This is a genomic window from Peribacillus sp. FSL M8-0224, assembly GCF_038003055.1.
Taxonomy (GTDB): Bacteria; Bacillota; Bacilli; order Bacillales; family DSM-1321; genus Peribacillus; species Peribacillus frigoritolerans.
In genome coordinates this window covers 2208042-2225742 of record NZ_JBBOOJ010000001.1, presented here as the reverse complement: position 1 = coordinate 2225742, position 17701 = coordinate 2208042, and the positions used below count along the sequence as shown (strand labels likewise).

General features: G+C 40.8%; 14 protein-coding genes and 1 pseudogene. 2 read left to right on the top strand and 13 right to left on the bottom strand.

The features are described 5' to 3' along the window. Positions 1-3 precede the first annotated feature (3 nt). Together MKX49_RS10730 and MKX49_RS10725 are read right to left on the bottom strand one after the other, a co-directional pair. The gene (locus tag MKX49_RS10730) at positions 4-630 is read right to left on the bottom strand and encodes a GGDEF domain-containing protein (protein WP_340876421.1); all 627 of its coding nucleotides are present in this window, start codon (positions 628-630) and stop codon (positions 4-6) included. 260 nt (positions 631-890) lie between these two features. Continuing rightward, positions 891-2690 carry a S9 family peptidase gene (locus MKX49_RS10725; protein ID WP_340878520.1) on the bottom strand — a complete coding sequence of 600 codons (1800 nt, stop codon included), beginning with the start codon at positions 2688-2690 and terminating at the stop codon, positions 891-893. 524 nt (positions 2691-3214) lie between these two features. Here MKX49_RS10725 and MKX49_RS10720 point away from each other — a divergent pair. Continuing rightward, positions 3215-4286 (top strand): annotated as a pseudogene (locus MKX49_RS10720) (IS1182 family transposase); the annotation flags it as partial. Positions 4287-4403: 117 nt separating this feature from the next. Here MKX49_RS10720 and MKX49_RS10715 read toward each other — a convergent pair. From MKX49_RS10715 to MKX49_RS10670, 10 genes are all read right to left on the bottom strand, one after another. Further along, positions 4404-5414, bottom strand: coding sequence for a C40 family peptidase (locus MKX49_RS10715; RefSeq protein ID WP_445670122.1), 1011 nt, complete (start codon positions 5412-5414; stop codon positions 4404-4406). Positions 5415-5430: 16 nt separating this feature from the next. Continuing rightward, a complete protein-coding gene (locus MKX49_RS10710; protein ID WP_340876418.1) occupies positions 5431-6513 on the bottom strand; it encodes a dipeptide epimerase in 1083 nt (360 codons plus the stop codon). A 15-nt stretch (positions 6514-6528) separates the two neighbouring features. After that, positions 6529-7689 carry a DUF819 family protein gene (locus MKX49_RS10705; RefSeq protein WP_340876417.1) on the bottom strand — a complete coding sequence of 387 codons (1161 nt, stop codon included), beginning with the start codon at positions 7687-7689 and terminating at the stop codon, positions 6529-6531. A 161-nt stretch (positions 7690-7850) separates the two neighbouring features. Further along, the gene (locus tag MKX49_RS10700; RefSeq protein WP_034312026.1) at positions 7851-8168 is read right to left on the bottom strand and encodes a DUF3870 domain-containing protein; all 318 of its coding nucleotides are present in this window, start codon (positions 8166-8168) and stop codon (positions 7851-7853) included. 321 nt (positions 8169-8489) lie between these two features. After that, positions 8490-9356 carry a carbon-nitrogen hydrolase family protein gene (locus MKX49_RS10695; protein ID WP_340876415.1) on the bottom strand — a complete coding sequence of 289 codons (867 nt, stop codon included), beginning with the start codon at positions 9354-9356 and terminating at the stop codon, positions 8490-8492. Positions 9357-9408: 52 nt separating this feature from the next. Then, entirely contained in the window at positions 9409-10893 is a 1485-nt protein-coding gene (locus MKX49_RS10690; protein ID WP_340876414.1) for a sodium:solute symporter family protein, read from the bottom strand. Beyond that, positions 10890-11090: a DUF3311 domain-containing protein gene (locus MKX49_RS10685; RefSeq protein WP_053534973.1), complete on the bottom strand. Its 201-nt coding sequence runs from the start codon at positions 11088-11090 to the stop codon at positions 10890-10892. The genes MKX49_RS10690 and MKX49_RS10685 overlap by 4 nt, the downstream gene beginning before the upstream one ends. A 134-nt stretch (positions 11091-11224) precedes the next feature. After that, positions 11225-12457, bottom strand: a complete 1233-nt coding sequence (locus MKX49_RS10680) for a Zn-dependent hydrolase (protein ID WP_340876413.1) — start codon at positions 12455-12457, stop codon at positions 11225-11227. A 102-nt stretch (positions 12458-12559) separates the two neighbouring features. Then, complete coding sequence (locus tag MKX49_RS10675) at positions 12560-14179, bottom strand: amidohydrolase (RefSeq protein WP_340876412.1); 1620 nt, start codon at positions 14177-14179, stop codon at positions 12560-12562. Between the two features lie 297 nt (positions 14180-14476). Continuing rightward, positions 14477-15361 carry a hypothetical protein gene (locus tag MKX49_RS10670; protein WP_340876411.1) on the bottom strand — a complete coding sequence of 295 codons (885 nt, stop codon included), beginning with the start codon at positions 15359-15361 and terminating at the stop codon, positions 14477-14479. Positions 15362-15550: 189 nt separating this feature from the next. Here MKX49_RS10670 and MKX49_RS10665 point away from each other — a divergent pair, with 189 nt between their 5' ends. Then, positions 15551-16282, top strand: a complete 732-nt coding sequence (locus MKX49_RS10665; protein ID WP_340876409.1) for a hypothetical protein — start codon at positions 15551-15553, stop codon at positions 16280-16282. Positions 16283-16379: 97 nt separating this feature from the next. On the opposite strand, the gene MKX49_RS10660 is transcribed toward MKX49_RS10665, so the two are convergent. After that, positions 16380-17657, bottom strand: coding sequence for an MFS transporter (locus MKX49_RS10660; RefSeq protein WP_340876408.1), 1278 nt, complete (start codon positions 17655-17657; stop codon positions 16380-16382). Positions 17658-17701 lie beyond the last annotated feature (44 nt).

Here is a 17701-nt window from a genome sequence, read left to right as displayed (position 1 = left end):
GTCTTAGGCTATGATCCGTACACAATTTCGGCCATTCTTCTTTGCGGCATATAAGGCTTGGTCGGCCAGTGGCATCAATGTTTGGATGGAATGGCCTCGATCTCCAGCTTCAATTAATGCATGAGTCACACCGAAACTGCAGGTAACGGAAATCTTCTCTCCATTAACCTCTGCAATACTTTCAGAAACCTTTACCCTTATAACATCGGCCAACTCATATGCAGTGGATAAAGCGGTATTCGGCAAACACACGATAAATTCTTCACCACCATAGCGCCCCAATAGATCTCCTTCCCGAATATATTCTTTTGCAGTATTTGCAACAAGCATTATGACCGCATCCCCTGCTTCATGTCCAAAAGTATCATTAACATTTTTAAAATGATCGATATCAAACATGATGATTGAAACACTGCCGCCTTCCCTGCTTAGAGCATCGAATAAAATTTCCGATTTTTTGATGAAAAATGTTCTATTTAGTATTTGGGTTAATCCGTCCAAGCTGGCAAGTTGTTTCAATTTTTCCAGCATGAGCACTCTTTCAGTTACGTCGGCGAAGGTAATGATCTGTCCGATAGGCAGGTTGCTTTTGTTGAACACGGGTGAAAAACCAATATGGTAATGTACCATATCACCATTTATGCTGCATGTAAAATCACTGTCTTGCTTAAGGTCGATTATTTCTCCGTTTAACCAAAAAATACTTTTTTCGTATATTATATAGCACTTTATGACTAGGTGACTAGCGTTTATTCGGGGAATTCTGAATTTTAAATGACTGATTTATATGCCGTATTAGGAAGCTATTGACTAACTCCCAAAACTTAAAAACCCCTGCTTCATCACTTTGAACGTGAGCGGCAGGGGTTCTTCACTTGTAAAAATACGTATTATACCTTCTCTGTTACTGCTGTGAATCGCTTTAAGAAGGAGAGTATTTTTTGATAGACGGCAATTTCATTTTCTTTTTTGGAAAATCCATGTCCTTCATTTTCTAGAAGCATATAATCGACATCTCTTCCTTTATCCTTCAACGCTTGAACGATTTGATCCGATTCCTCTTTGACGACACGGGGATCATTTGCCCCTTGAATGACAAGCATTGGCCTTATCATGGATTCTAGATAGGTAATAGGCGAAAACTCGATTAGTTTTTCTTTATCTTTTTCCGGGTTTCCTACCCATTGGTCCATGACTGGCTTCCAGTCTTCAGGTACAGAATTGATAAATGAGAATAGGTTGGATGGGCCGAAGATATCGACAACCGCCTTAAAATAATCCGCATGTCGCCCGTGCAGCAGAAGGGCCATGTAGCCTCCGAAGCTTCCGCCCATCAAAAGAATGTTGCCTTTTTGTGCATGCCCTTGGTCTATCAGCCAATCAAGGCCGGCTACATTATCAAGTCGCGGTCCATTTCCCCAATCTCCCTCTACCATTTTCATGAATTCCAAACCATAACCAGTAGAACCGCGGAAGTTTGGCGCGAAAATACTGTAACCGTTATTCAGGAAAAATTGAAATGAAGCTCTAAAAAACTTCCGTTCTGCCGCTTGAGGTCCTCCATGAGGCCAAAAAATGACTTCACCATTGTCATTTTCCTTTTTTGCCCTAAAAAATAACGATTCGATCTCCCGGCCATCAAAGGAAGGGTATGTAATGATGTCCGGTTCAACCAATTCATTAGAATCGACGCCAGGAACAGTATATTTAGTTAATGATACCCACTCATCACCTGTATTTTTATAGATATTATGAGGCTTGGTTGCACTCATGCCAAATAAGTAAAGATTGCCTGATGCAGCAACTTCAAGTTTATTAATGACACTGCATGGCACGGGGATATTTCTCCAATTTTCATTTTGCAGATTGATTTCATATAATTGATCCTCTACACCCTTTTGACTGGTTATATATAATAATTGATTCTCTTTACTATAAGTAATGGCAGTAAAACTCTCATTCTTCAATTCTTTAACTTTACAGAATTTGTTTGTTTCAAGGTTGTATGAAGCCAAATAGGTAAAGTCCGAATCATAATCAGTCAATAAATATATCATCGAATCCGAAACAAAAACCCCATCATTCACTGTGTGTTGTTTCTCTGTCGGCGGAGTGAGCAGGATATCTTCGTTCCCTTTTTTTGCATAGAGAAGAGTATATGTATTAGCAAAGTGTTTATAGTAAAGTAAGGTTTCTTCATCAGGGCTGAAGCCAAATAAATAGGTCGCTGCATCTTTCCCCTCCAGTACCAGCCTTTCCTGTCCTGATTCTAAATCCAAACAATAGGAATTTAGAAAGGAAGGATTTCCTCTGGATGTCGTGTAATAGAGCTTTTTACTGTCATTCGATAATTTTGGCATGAAATTACGTGTATTTTCATGATTAACGATTTCCTTCATTGTCCCTCCATTCAAAGGAACTCCGTAAAACTGGGTATTTTCATTACCGTCTTGATCGAAACCAGCAATGATAAACCGGCTCTTCTTATCATATATAAGCCCTTGGCAGCTTTGATCGATGGATGTTAGAGGATAAGGAAAGGAGTTTGGCAAATCCATTCCCCATAAATTATACTTGCCGCTCAAATTGGTACTGAAAACCAGATGTTTTTCATCTGGACTTACAGCAAAATCAGCAATGGAAAACGTTCGTAAAAATTGCTCAACATCAGGTTTTGGAAAAGTGATCATCATTGGCAACCCCTTACTTTTATAATATTAAGAAATGTCTGTAAATAATTATACCATATTTTTCCTCATCATGGAATTCGCAACCTAAGGAAGTAGTGAAGTCAAGTTTCACTCACCAAAAAATGGATAATAATCATCCCTGAATATTTAGTGTCATTTAATCTTAACTAAACACTCTATAGGCCACCGGAACATCTTATTCAAAACGATTCCTCTTTAAAGACATTGGAGCATATTCTGAGAGAAGATCTGTCTACAGTTTTTTTTGCTTGTACAAATTTGGACGTTGATTGGAACGTAGGGCACTCGCTTTTCGCGGGCGGTCGGGGAGCCTCCTCGGCTTTCGCCTGCGGGGTCTCCCCTAGACGCGCTTTTCCCGCAGGAGTCTCGAACACCCGCTCCAATCAACTTTGCTTTAACTTTTAGATAGGACACTTTTGCCTAGGGGCATTTTTGTTTTAAAAGTATTAAAACTTGAGGTGATGAGGATGCTTTCTAAACATGATTCTATTCAGTGAGATCAACTGTTGCCGGCGAACCATTTGGTTCGTAAATGGAGGCTTCCATTGAGTTCACTTTATGACTTGGTGAAAGATATGTATTCAGAGGTAGGACGCTCAAGTATTGATTCAGTTATTTTAGTTAAACTGACATTCGTTCAATTTTCCTTCGGTATTCGTTCCAAGCGTAAAACGATTGAAGAAGCTGAAACCAATATGGCTTACCGTTGGTTCTTAGGCTATGGTTTCCATGATAAAGTACCTCCTACTCCACGTTCGGGGAAAATTATGAGCGACGCTTTAAAGATACAGACCTGTTTGAACATATTTTCTATCGCATCTAAATGACAGTTGCTGATAGAAAGTTAATAAGTGCTGAACACGTTTTCGTCGATTCCACACATGTGAAAGCCAATGCGAATAAGCGCAAATTTGAAAAGAAAATCGTACGTAAAGAAACACGAGCATATCAAGGACTTCTTCAAGATGAAATAAATCAAGATCGTGAAAACCATGGTAAGAAGCCTTTTCCACCAGATAAATTTAATAAGTAAAAAACCGCTACTATGTGAAAGATGAACGAACAAAACAGTTTGCCTATTCATTCCACGCGGCCGCAGACCGCAACGGTTTTGGGAACGATTGTAACACCTGGTAATACACATGACAGTCATATTTTGGAGCCACTTGTTGAGTTAAGTGATTGAGAAAGGTGGAAAAATCGGAAGCAGTTGCCGCAGATGCAGCTTATCAAACACCAGCGATTACAAGCTACCTATTTAACAAAGAAATCACACCTGCTTTACCCTATACACGTCCTCGTACAAAAGAAGGATTCTTTCGCAAACATGACTATGTTTACGATGAACACTTTGATTGTTACCTTTGCCCTTCGGGCAAAACTTTAAAGTACTCAACAACAAATAAAGAGGGCTATCGCGAGTACAAATCGCCAAAACAAATTTGTGCAACATGCTCATTTTTATCACTGTGTACAGAAAGTAAAGACCATCAAAAAGTAGTGACACGGCATATCTGGCAAGCACATGTGGAAGAAGCAGATCATCTGCGTCATCATCAAGAGGTAAAATCTCTTATCCTTTGGTCAAAATTTCAAAGGGAATTTTAAAAGGGGTTCGGAATTTTTTAATTCCAACCCCTTTTGTCTACAAACTGAAGCATAAGAGCACTGGGCTCTTATGCTTTTTAAGCATCAATCGATATATCTTCTTGCTCCGGCATATTCCTCTCCGTATCCCGATGTTTTTATTTCATCTATCCTTACATGTGTTGAGCTGTTAGGTGAATGGATCATTTTGCCGTCACCAATATACATTCCGACATGATGGACCTTTCCTTTCCCTTTATCATGGGCAAAAAATAGTAAGTCACCTGGTTGTAGATTTTCTTTTTCAACCTTTTTGCCATGCTGAGCCTGAATGGAAGAGTCCCTTGGGATCGTTATTCCATTAGCATGGTACATCGTATACGTAAATCCAGAACAGTCAAATCCAAAACCGGACATTCCAGCCCATAGGTAAGGTAGCTCCAAAAAAGCTTTTCCTGATTCAACGATGTCCTTACCGGTTGGGGCTGGTATTTGATTTTCATTTTGATAGACTGACACGTCTTGCTTTTCCATCCATTTTGCCCCATTACCCGGTGTCATCACCTTCACTTTATCTTTTTTCACCTGCAATAGCGGAAGGCGGGTATTGAAGCTGACTTCCATGAATTTGGACCGAGGTTTCGAATCCGAATAAAGCCAGGTCTTTGGGGCATTTACAAGGGCAAATCCTCGTTTAAATTGCTTCTCAAAAGAATGTCCGTCTTTTAATTGTGCCTTTGGCATCCATCCTGGGTAACCAATATCATTGCGGGGTGTAGGTTGATTTGCAACGGCTACTTTCACCCATTCACCCCGTTCTTCAAGAATCGTCACTTTAGAACCATATAAAGCTTGTGTTTCCAGGTTACCTACAAGCCACAGCTTGTCTTCATATTTCATCGAGCCGATCCATTCATTCAAATCAGCGGGATTCGATGCAGAAGGGGCATCGATTTCCCTTAATAATCCCGGCTCAGTCCAAAGAGTGGCCACGTTCACATCAACATAGGCAATTCTCTGCTTCTCCCTGGAACTAGCTTCACTGGGACTGAATACTAAAATACCAAAAGCAAATAAAGATAAAACAAAAACGGTTAACCTTTTCAAATTATTCACCCTTTCGAAATTGTTTTTATTGAGTAAAAGAGGATTTCCTCTTGACTCCCAGTCCAGGTTTATCGGAAATGAGAAGTTGATCTTTCATAAATTGAATGCCTTCAAATGGCTCATTCTTAATCCATAATGGGGCATCTAAATCAATCTTCGTAATATTTGGATGGGCGGTTGCCAGATGAGCTGCGGCCGCTACACTAACGGATGATTCCATCATACTCCCGATCATGCATTCCACCCCGGCTGCTTCTGCCATATCGGCGATTTGGAGTGCACGTCGAATTCCGCCAGTTTTCATTAATTTGATATTAAGGAAATCAACAGCATGTTCATTCAGGAGTCTCATGGCATCACGTGGGGAAAACAAACTTTCATCGGCCATGATCGGCATTTGGACAGAGCGTTTTATTTCTTTCAATCCTTCGATATCATGGGCTTGCACGGGCTGTTCTACCAAATCAACGTTCAGCTTTCTTTCTTCGATTTCATGAATGATGGAAATCGCTTGTTTTGTTGTCCACCCTTGATTTGCGTCAAGCCTGATCATAACCTGTTCGCCAACAGCAGCACGAATGCAGGCAACGCGCTCCACGTCATTCTTCCAATCCTTCCCCAGTTTTATCTTCATCGTAGAGAATCCGCTTTCGATAAGGGTCAGTGCCGCCTTTGCCATTTCTTCAGGTTCATCAACGCTTATTGTCATATCATTTTTCAGGACATTAGATTTACCGCCAAGATATTGATATAATGGGAGCTGCCATCGTTTGCTGACTGCGTCGTACAAAGCGATTTCAACAGCAGCTTTTGCACTTGTGTTACCTACACAGGATCGTTGGATCAGCTGAGACAATGCATTGATATTCTCGATGTTGCGGCCAATTAGATGTGGTGTGATTACTTCTTCAATGACCGTCATGATCCCTTTTGTAGAATCACCTGTGATGGCAACCGTAGGGGCTGCAGCCCCCAAACCTTCCGTTCCATCCTCCAATTTTACGGAAACCATGATGTTTTCAATTTCCATTGCAGTGCGTAATGCAGTCTTGAATGGCTTGATAAGTGGCAAGGTTTCCACTGATACTTGTAAACTTTCAATCTTCATATTAACAACCCTTCCTTAAAAGCTTGAGAGTATATATGATGTAAGAATTCCAAAATAGGTGCCCAGAAGACTGCCAAGTACTGCCATCAATATCCCGACCGGTATTAGCGCCCTGTTGAATGCACCTGCCAATATGGGGGCTGATGCCACGCCCCCTATGTTGGCCAAAGAGGCAACTCCCATTGTAAATAGATCCAACTTAAAGATTTTGGCCAAAATGACCATGATCAATCCATGAAAGAATAGAATCATAAAGCCGGAAATAATATACACAGGTGCTTGAAACAGCTGTGAAAAATCGGCATGGGAAGCAATTAAACCAATGACGATATAAAGCATGACTTTGGAAATTTCCATGGAACCGGCAATACGTCCAACCTTCGTGACAGCCAGAATTAATCCTACGGTCGAAGCGATGATGATCGTCCAAGTGGTTCCATTCACAGCGGCACCGAGTACCGGCAGTCTCTCCCCAATTTTGGTTGCACCTGCTGAAACAATTAAAGCCAGCGCCAAGAAACCGATCAATTCCACGAATCCAAATTCCGTCTTGGCGGTTTCACCCGCTTCAAGCTCGGAAGTCATTTGATCAATGAAAGATGTATCCGCTTTTGTCCAAATATTGAATTTACCAGCAAGAGGCACCAGCCAAAATAAGAACATGACCCAAATGGAATAATTGACTGTATCCATGATCAACGCATAGCCAAAAATATTTTCAGGCACATCGAGTATTCCTTGCAAGATCACCATATTGGCAGAGCCCCCTGTCCAGCTTGCGCTCAAAGCCGAGAATGCCTTCCAAGTTCCTTCCGCATAAAAGCCGTTCATTAAAACGTAATTAAGAGTGAACCCTCCAATAATGCTGAATGAAGCCGCAAAAAAAGTTAAAAGCATCTTTGGTCCAAGCCTGATGATTTTCCGCATATCGCATTGCAAAAGCATAAGCATCAACATGGCAGGCAGCAGGAGCCCCCGTAAGGTGCTATATGCACTTTCGACTGACTCACTATCTGAAAAGACCCCGAATGTTTTCATCAGAGCCGCTCCAATATAAATAAGGACAATACCAGGAACATACTTGAAGAACTTTCCTCCTATCTTTTTTTCCACAACCGCAATCACGGCAGTAAATGCCAATAAAAAGCTGACAAACATCACACCATCTTGAATCATATTCCATACCACCTTAAATTTTATAACATAAGGTAATTTCCATTTTTTTCACACTCATCTATTAATTATTGCATGGCACTAAATAGAAAAATCCAGCTGCCAAAGAGCGCGTACGCACTCTTTAACAGCTGGATTTCAATTGCGACTGACAAAAGAAGCAGCTATAACTTATAAAGTTGCTGATATTTGATGCTGGCATTTCTTAGGGCGACGGTCAGTGCTTTCTGAGATGAACCAAAATACCGTTGCTCAATTTCCGTCTCCAATTCATCGGGCCGAAGAATGGATTTACCAACTAACATGGATTGAATGAAGCGTGATGTAATCGATATCGTGGTCGAGCATTCCGCATCCACTATTTCATGCGTATCACGATCAATGACGAACCCGATGAAAAAGCAGTTGAATTGCTGTGTAATTGGATTATTGGACGGTGCCTTTGATTCGCCAACTATATATACTGTATTCTGTTGAAACATGATTGTTGTGCCTCCTGCCATTACAGACATCATAACAGGTATAAATAGGGTGACTATCTATATTTACAATATGAAATGGTTATATATATTTTAATATATATAGCAAGCATTTGACAATATATTTTGTATATTAAGTCAATTTCCGATTCCTTCGGCCAGAGAATAGATAAGTTCTATAACTAATACACCAATCAAACTGAAAAATCACGAAGAATAACCAGGTATTGTAAAAGAACTCGTTTCAGGGGTCATTTTTTTTTAACCTACCCCCGCACTTTATTGGACCTACATTCGGACGACAATGGTTCGGGATCCAACACATCATTTCATCCCTTCGTATGGCTCATATTTCGCATACATACCTTTTCGGCGATTACGATCCTTGAAGGTGGTTGCTGCACCACTTTTTCGATTCTCATAAAGTTCGTCCATATCCACTGTACCGGTAATGATGGTGTGTTCATTCATTACCGCCTCGGCCACTATTCCATTAGCAGGCCAAGCGCTGTCACAGGGGCTAAGGATACTGGCACGGCCATATCCGTTCGGCAAGGGTGATCCTGGTTCACCAACAGTGGGGCAATGAACAAAATATACCTGATTTTCGATTGCACGCGCATGTGCGCAATGGCGAACTCGCCAAAAACCAGCCTCTGTAAATGTGTATGATGGGCAAAAAATGATGTCGGCCCCGTTCACTGATAATATCCTTGAAATTTCAGGTATCTCCGCTTCATAACATACCGCTATTCCTATCTTAACCGGACCCACGGAATAAACCTCCAGTTCATCACCTTCAGAAGTATGCCAATTCGCTTCAGCAGGAAAGATATGAGTCTTTTTATGCTCAACGACTGATCCGTCTTCATCAAAAATATAAGCAATATTGTAGTATTCATTTTCGCGGCGTTCCAGATGAGTGCCTGCAATGATGACCTGTTTTCTTTTTCTTGAAAGTGACCTGAAAAGATCTTTGTATTGATTGGTATATTCATCGATCCTGATAACGGACGAAGCATCCTGTTCTCCAAAGGCCGCTGATAATCCGATAGTTAACAGTTCAGGAAAAATGATATATTCCGAGTTTTCGGGAACTTGGGTGATCAAGTCTTCTACTTGTTCCTGAAATTCAAGGAAAGTTGACACTTTTTCTACACGAAATTGACAAGCCGTTATTTTAATTTTCACAAAAGCCCTCCCATATCATGTTTTATCAGTTCTTCCAGACTTTTAAATGAAATCAGGATATCTTGTCCAAATCAGTCATTTCGGTCTGTTGCATGGAGATATGTTTAGTCAGGGCACTTACAAGGAATGTTACTAATATATTAATCAACAAAGCTATGACTCCTGTACTGATATCATTAATTACATGTGGGGTATTTGGCAGGAATGTAGCAACCTTCACCTCTGCAATTGTCGCATATAAAACAATCAGGACACCTGCCAATATTCCAGCCATCGCACCATACTTATTGATTATATTGGTTTTTGGCAAACTGAAAAACAAGGACGGGGCCAGTTGCGTAATTAAACTGTAAGACATGATATTCAGGATGGCCAAAGCCTCGCCGCCTGTAACCGTTACAATTAAAGCAATGATTGAGATACCAATAATGATTATCCTTGAGACAATCAATTGATGTGTTTCAGTCGCAGCAGGGACCAGAACTTTGAAAAAACTATTTGTCAGACCTACCGATGCTGCCATTAGCATGACTGAAGCCGGTACTAGTGCCGTCAATAAACCTGCAGCTCCGATAACCCCTATCACCCATGGATCGAATGTTTGAATCGCCAGCCTTAAAAGTGAGAGATCACCATCCGCTCCTTGCAAACCCGGGATTTCCATGATGGCTGTAAATCCAATGAAAAAAACGAACAGCAGCAACAATGTGTATAAGGGTAATGCAATCGCATTTTTGCGAAGGGTCCTTTCCCCATTGGACGATAATACGACCATGAATGTTTGTGGCAGCAAATAAAATCCTAGTGCATTCAGCAAAACGGTGGACACAAACCAGGACTGACTCAATCCCTGATCCGCCAAAACCAACATTTCCGGTTTAGCAGCTTGCACGGACTCGAACATTGGCTGTATGCCTCCGAAGTAATGAACTGGAATGTACATCCCTAAAAAGATGACGACCACCAAAATCATGAAATCTTTCAGTATCGCTGTCCATGCCGAACCATGAATGCCTGAAATCATTACATAGGTAGTTACAACCACAGCACCGATCACACTTGCAGCAACTGGTGAAATTGCTCCGTATGATGCTTCTGAAACAATGATGCCCAATCCTTTGAGCTGTATGACTATGTAAGGAACGAGGGCTAAGCTTCCCAATACAGCAACGATCATCCCCATAGACCTGCTTTTATATTTAGATGCAAAATACTCTGGCTGAGAGATAATGGAATGTCGTTTTGAATATCTCCATATTTTAGGGACGAGCCAATATGATAGGACATAAGCTAAGAAAATATAGGCGGGAACATAATAAGCAGCGGCACCTTTTGAGTATGCCCACCCACTTCCGCCCAGGAATGTAAAAGTTGTATAAATTTCACCTGCTATCAAGAGAAAAATGAAGAATGTACCGAAGCCCCTGCCCCCTACGGCAAATTGCTCCATATCCATATCCTTCCCTTTTCTTGCTTTAATCCCTAAATAAAGTGCTAGAACCAAGAATATGGCAATGATGAACAATGAGATATTCATTCAGATTCACTCCCTTTATTATCAGGATCGAACTTATAGACGATCATTAAGATAATCGATGCCATCACCATCCAAAATGCAACCCAAAATAACAAAAAAGGCATTCCCAATATGTACGGTTCTATTTTATTTGCATAGGGCAATAAACCTAAAAACCCTATAAATGGAACAAAAAGCAATAGCTTAATAGCATCCAAATTATACCCTCCCCCATTTAGGTTCCTTTCAGGATGCATCACCATCAGTCAAGCTGACTTTCATACTGAACTGATGGTTTGATGGCACCCTTCGGTCACTGTTATTTGCTGTATTCAACCAACCATATTTCCGCTTAAGATGACTGGATGGCAAGGACCGTTTCCAATATTACATTGACGCCTTTTTCACAATCTTCCCAAGTAGTAAGTTCCTCTTCGCAATGGCTTTTACCGTTGATGCTTGGGACGAAAACCATGGCAGTAGGTATATAACTAGCTATAAACTGTGCATCATGTCCTGCACCGCTTACCATTCTTTTATAGGGTAGGCCTAGATAATTGGTCGATTGCTCAAGCAAATTGCAAATGGATTTGTCGAACCAAACGGTATCCCTGTCCCACAATTTTTTCGCTTGGATGTCACAGCCGTCTTCTGAACCTGTAGTTATAAGGCTTTTAATGACTTCCTCCACCTTTTCGATGACGTTGGAATCTTTATGTCTTGCCTCTAGCGAAAAAACCACTTTATTAGGGATGACCGTATGGATATTCGGAAACACATTCACTCTGCCCATCGTAAAAACCAAATCGTCATCAAGCATGCCTAGCTTCTGACGAGCCTCCATAATCAAGCTATTCGCAGTGAAGAAAGCATCTTTTCTCATATTCATTGGGGTGGTTCCTGCATGATCGGATTCGCCTGTAACTTCTATCTCATAGCACACCATACCAAGGACACATTCAACGACACCGATCGTGAGAGATTCACGTTCAAGAATGGGCCCTTGTTCAATATGCAACTCTAGAAATGCAGTCGCTTCTTTTAAACGAGACTCTTGATCCCCTGCATATCCAATGGCATTCAAAGCACTTTCGAAAGTGGTTCCTTCACTATCCGTCTTTTGCAGCATGACGGATTTTTCGAATTTACCCGAAAGAACTCCCGAAGACATCATGGAAGGTTCGAATCTGGCCCCCTCTTCGTTCGTAAAATTGACGATCATTACCGGAATTTTAGGCTGGATATTATTATCGACCAGAGTACGCACGACTTCCAAGCCTGCAGCTACACCCAAGATACCATCAAACCGCCCGCCCTTTTTTACGGTATCCATATGGGATCCCATTACAATAGGTGGTTTGTTTTCAAGTCCCGCTAAAGTGGCGTAAATATTCCCCATATCATCAACCTTAATGGTCATACCCAATTCTTTACAGCAAGCGCAAAAATAATCACGGACTAATCGATCTTCGTCGGAAAGGGATAGCCGTGTGACCCCGTTGTTTTCTGTGCGTCCAAAATCAGCAAATTTCTCTAGCGTACGACTCAGCCTCTCACCATTAATTAATAATTTTTGCTTTTTCATAGCGAATATCCCCCTTTTAGATAACCTGCTAAATCCTTTTCGTTCGCTTAAGCCAAAAAAATGCAAGTGAAGGTCTTGTTGTTTTAGAATAGTCACGCTAGATTATATTTCCACCATTGTTTCCCTATGATAAAGAATCTCCCCATTCAAAATCGTAGATTCAACTTTCAAATCCTTGATATTTTGGGAATCCACTTTCAATATACTATCATTCAATACTACTAAATCGGCGAGCTTCCCTGCCTCCAGGCTGCCTTTGACTTCTTCATCGAAACTAGCAAACGCACCATTCCATGTGTATAGTTTAATGGCTTCCAATACGCTAATCGATTGAATCTCACCTATTTCCGTACCAGACCTGCTTGTTCTATTAACAGCAACGTGTATGCCTAATATAGGGTTGTGATCAGTAACGGGAGCATCTGAACCAGCTGCGGCCAAGATGCCATTATCAATAAAATCACGGGCAGCGTACATATGGTTGACCCTATTGCCGTAATGTTCAATATATATATCACCGAATTCATAAGGAAATGGGGGGTTGGGGATTGGGATGACGCCAAGTTCTTTCATCCTCTTTTGTAAATCTGGCGAAGATATTCCAGCATGCTCAATTCTATGTCTATGATCTTTTCTGGGCGATTCATTCAAAGCCTTTTCCACGCAATTTAAATACATCTCTATTGCCCTGTCTCCTTGGGCATGGACTGTGATCTGAAAGCCTCTTTTATGTGCCTGACCTAATACTTGATGGATCTCCTCTTCTTTATAATAAAGAATCCCGGAATAACCAGGATCACTCGTATAAGGCTCACGGGTGGCAATTGTCGGACCGGTACTGCTGCCATCCGTAAACAATTTGGCTGGTCCGATTTTGAATCTTTCGTCCCCCGTTCCGGTTATCACTCCCGAATCTACCATTTTATTCACAAATTCATGAGAATTATTCAATGAACCGACCATCGCATAGATACGGACACGAATGTCCTTATTTTTTATGGCCTGCTGCATTAAACGGAAACTGTCAGGACCATGAGCACCAGCTTCATGAATGCTTGTAATGCCTGCTTCAATGAAATGTCCCGATGCTATTTTGACCGCCTTCAACAGTTCACTTTCTGAATAGCTTGCTCTGTCGGCCATTATCATATTTGCTGTTTCAATGAGTTTTCCTGTAAGCCTCCCCGCTCCATCCTTTTCAATGATCCCACCAGTTGGATTCTCTGAGTTTTCATCAATTCTAGCAATCTCAAGCGCCCTGCTATTCACCACGCTTATATGGCTGCATGTGCGATTCACGATAATGGGATGGTCTGTTGAAATAGCATCCAATTCCGCTATTGTTGGATAACGTTTTTCTTTCACTGCGGTCTCATTGAAGCCCCAAGCCCGAATCCACTCACCTTTAGGGATCGTCGAAGCTTTCTTCTTCAGATCGATTAACAAATCTTCTATAGATTTGATATGTTCAGCTTTACAGCTCACTGCCAATTGATTGACACCATACAAGATAAGATGAATATGAGAATCTATAAACCCGGGAAGTAAGGACTTTCCCTGCAAATCAATCACATTTGTTTCTTCTCCGATAAATACCTTGATTTCCTGATTCGTTCCGACTGCCGAGATACGGTCACCGTTAATTGCCAGGGCTTCCGCGACTTCATTTTTTTGATTTACGGTTATGACTTCGCCGTTTATGAACACGATATCAGCTTTCAACCAACACACCCCTTCCTTTTTGTTTCACCCTCAGTTCTGCCACCTCTTCCTTTGCTGTCCCCGCCGCCACTTATCGGAATATTCTGTTTTCAACAGATTCATTATATCCACACCAGATTGTGAAATCATTAGACAAATAGTTAAAAATATCATCGTTTTTTTATACCTTTTATATAATTATGTCTTATTTCCCATGGTTTGCTGGCACCAGCCCCCTCTATTCCTAAGGGGACTATAACCAATCAAAAAAGGATAGATTCAGCTGCTTATTTGCTTATCTATCCCGCCATTATTCAATTACAACCGATTGTTTCTCCCGATAATGCCAATGGTCAAATACTGTTTGTTAGCTTTAAAATCCCATGTCCAGTATCGAAGGCTTAATTCACTTTTTTCCACTTTTTCAATAAACGTTTTTACCCCTATCAAGGCTGCCCCATATCCCACGTTCGAGGCCAATGCAAAGATGGCATTCAGCCCTTCGTTAATGGTATCCATATACTCAGGTTCGATTTTTAAGATATCAGTCCATGTAATACAGAATCCATTTTGCTTGGAACATTTATAAATAGAGTGATTCACTGTACGAACGATTTCATCCCTTACATCCAAAATTCCATTCTTCATCTCTTCTGCATCTTCTTTCCGATAGTGGTTTACATGATCGGAAAGAAGCTCCATGGCCCAATTATAAAATAGTTGAGTATAAATGGCGGAAGTTGCCACGATATCAAAATCATTATAATAATTAGCAAAAACACGTTCAGAAAGCTGACCTAACCGATTCTCGGTATCCTTTAAATACCGAATAATTCCCTTTGCCGTTTCACCACGATTCAGCATGGAAGATAGGTGGTGATCAAAATCCACTTTATCGAGGCCTGTTACATCAATTTCAATAAGTTGAATTTTCTCCCGGGTCCGTTCAGGCAAATTTGCCGTACCCTTTTCCATACTTTCCATATCTATATCAAATAAATATATGGAGTTGCATTTAGTTGCCAGATACTCTATATCCAAATCATCGCAATTGCCTGCTCCGACGATAGCCACTTTATCTACGAACGCTTTTTTCGAAAAAACGGCATCGAATAAACCTGTAACTTGTATACGATGCTGTTTCCACTGCAACTTTCTGTATTCATCCCGATTAAGGTTCATTTTTCTTTGATAGGTTTCCAAGTCAATCTCTCCCTTTAGGGTACTAAGGATTTTATTGTAACAAAGTATCCCGATCTTTTGGAGGGCAGGTAATTAAGATTTCGCACTGGGGAAAAGATAGGCTCAATTTCCATAGTAAAATGAGTGATAAAGATGTTAGAATAATATGGGAATTATTTTAAAGTAGCAGTGATTACAGGAGGGTGTTCCTTGAGCAAAACAAAGAAGATTTTACTTACTTTATTAGGTGTTTTTTCAATCATCTTGGTCGGTGTGGTAATCCTATTGTTTTCATTCACACAGAGCATGAAAGCAGATCCTGATGAAGAAAAGAAAATCCGGGATCAAGCTGAAAGATATTTAAAGGAAAATTTTGATGAAGGAACCGAAATATATGATGTCCTATATGACAATATGGGAAACCGGGGCTATTTTGAATACGCAGCTAAAGTGAAACATAAAAAATATGGTACGCATTTTCTCGTTTTCTTTAATGATGAAACAGGGGAAATGGAGGATACATTTATTTCTGATAAATGGCAAGATGATGCAGAGAAAGAAATTAGGCCATATGTTGAAAAAGAACTGGGTGACGTGTTGATTTCCAAGGAAATGGAAGATATTGCAGAAAGCGAAGATTGGGAGGAGATTCAAGAAGAAATAGGCGATTATAATCAATTACTCTTGGTCTTTAATGAGGAGATCGGTAAAGAAATGAAGATTGATCCGAATAAACCAGCCAGCTATAAAGATTACGAAGTTTCCCCAACCATTCGGATTACCCTTTCACGTAAGAAACAGGATGCAGATGAAGACCGCTTTACCGCAGTTATCAATGCCCTAAAAAAAGATAGAGTCCTTAAACACGGAAATATGATTGTAGAATATATTAGTACCAATGGTGTGCCACTTGAAGATGACGAATGGCATAAAAAGTTTTAAACCATCATATAGTTTAACAGGAAGGTAAAGAGCAGTCGCTCTTTACCTTTTTTGTATATGGGAAACAAATCCTTCAAAAGCACTTTCCTCTAGTAAACTATCCAATTTTTTTGTCCGAAATATTCTTGATTCTTCTGATCGTCTTTTTTTTCATGCTATTTGCCGCTAGTACACAAACCATACTGAAGATGAATAAACAAAGGAAAAAAATCCATGCTGCACGGTAGCTTTCTGTCAAATCATAGATTACACCCGAAACGATCACACCCAATGAGCCTGCCGCCACAAAAAAAACTTGCACAATGCCAAAAATGGAGCCAAAGTCTTTCTTTCCAAAGATATCATTTGTCATGAAGGGAGGCCCTAGTGTCGATATTACAATGCTAAAGCCAAAGGCGATGGCGAATAGGAATGCGAATGCCTGTGTCTTCGCTAACAATAGTGCTGCCATTGCCATCGTCATGCAAACACCTACATAAATGGCACCGCCTGCCGTACCGAACTTATCCAATATAGCTCCTAAAATCAATTTCCCTACCGTATTTGCCAAAGAGAGGATACCAAAAATGGTTCCAGCAAAGATGGCTGGATGCCCTATATCGATCAGGTATGCCGGGATATGCATTTGCACCCCGCCTGCAACTAATGCAAAACAAACGATTCCCAGAACGAAAATCCAAAACATTGCTGTCTTCTTGGCTTCCCCCATCATTAAGCCATTCTGTTCAGATTCCCCAGTAGTTTCGGCCATTTCCATTTTGTCAGAACCTAGTGGAACGAGCCCCTTTTCTGCGGGACTTTTCTTTGCAAAAAGAAGAACCAAGGGTAATGTTAAAGCAATTATCAGTATCCCTGCTATTACGTAGGCTGTTCTCCAACCATAATTTGAGATTAAGTTTGTAATGATCGGACTGAGTGCTGCTGCCCCTATTCCCGATCCGGCAAATGCCAAACCCATGGCTTTTCCTTTTTTCTCATAAAACCAATTGGTTAACATGATTGATATGGGAATATTGGAAAAGCCTGCAACACAAATGCCAATTAAAAAGCCTATGATACAAAAATATACAGCTGAGTTGGCAAGCGAGTATGACATGAATCCTGCTCCGGCCATTACTACGCAAATTGACATGATCAACTTCATATTCCCTTTAGCGAGTAATTTACCCATGATAGGAGAAGCAACAGCCACGCCAAGGCCCGCAACGGAAAGTGCAATGGAAAAAGTGGTTCTGCTTATTCCTAAATCCTCTGTAACCGGAACCATGAACAAACTGTGCAAGGAATTTATTATCGAAAATCCGGCGAACATTATGAAAAAGCCACACAACACAACATACCACCCATAGAAAATCCCTTTAGAATCTTGTGCCAATTACAGAACCCCCAGTCCATATTCACAGTGAATTCCCTGCCTAT

Coding starts and splice junctions, on each gene's coding strand:
- MKX49_RS10730 (WP_340876421.1), bottom strand. CDS start 630: ATGGTACATTACCATATTGGTTTTTCACCCGTGTTCAACAAAAGCAAC.
- MKX49_RS10725 (WP_340878520.1), bottom strand. CDS start 2,690: ATGATCACTTTTCCAAAACCTGATGTTGAGCAATTTTTACGAACGTTT.
- MKX49_RS10710 (WP_340876418.1), bottom strand. CDS start 6,513: ATGAAGATTGAAAGTTTACAAGTATCAGTGGAAACCTTGCCACTTATC.
- MKX49_RS10705 (WP_340876417.1), bottom strand. CDS start 7,689: ATGATTCAAGATGGTGTGATGTTTGTCAGCTTTTTATTGGCATTTACT.
- MKX49_RS10700 (WP_034312026.1), bottom strand. CDS start 8,168: ATGTTTCAACAGAATACAGTATATATAGTTGGCGAATCAAAGGCACCG.
- MKX49_RS10690 (WP_340876414.1), bottom strand. CDS start 10,893: ATGAATATCTCATTGTTCATCATTGCCATATTCTTGGTTCTAGCACTT.
- MKX49_RS10680 (WP_340876413.1), bottom strand. CDS start 12,457: ATGAAAAAGCAAAAATTATTAATTAATGGTGAGAGGCTGAGTCGTACG.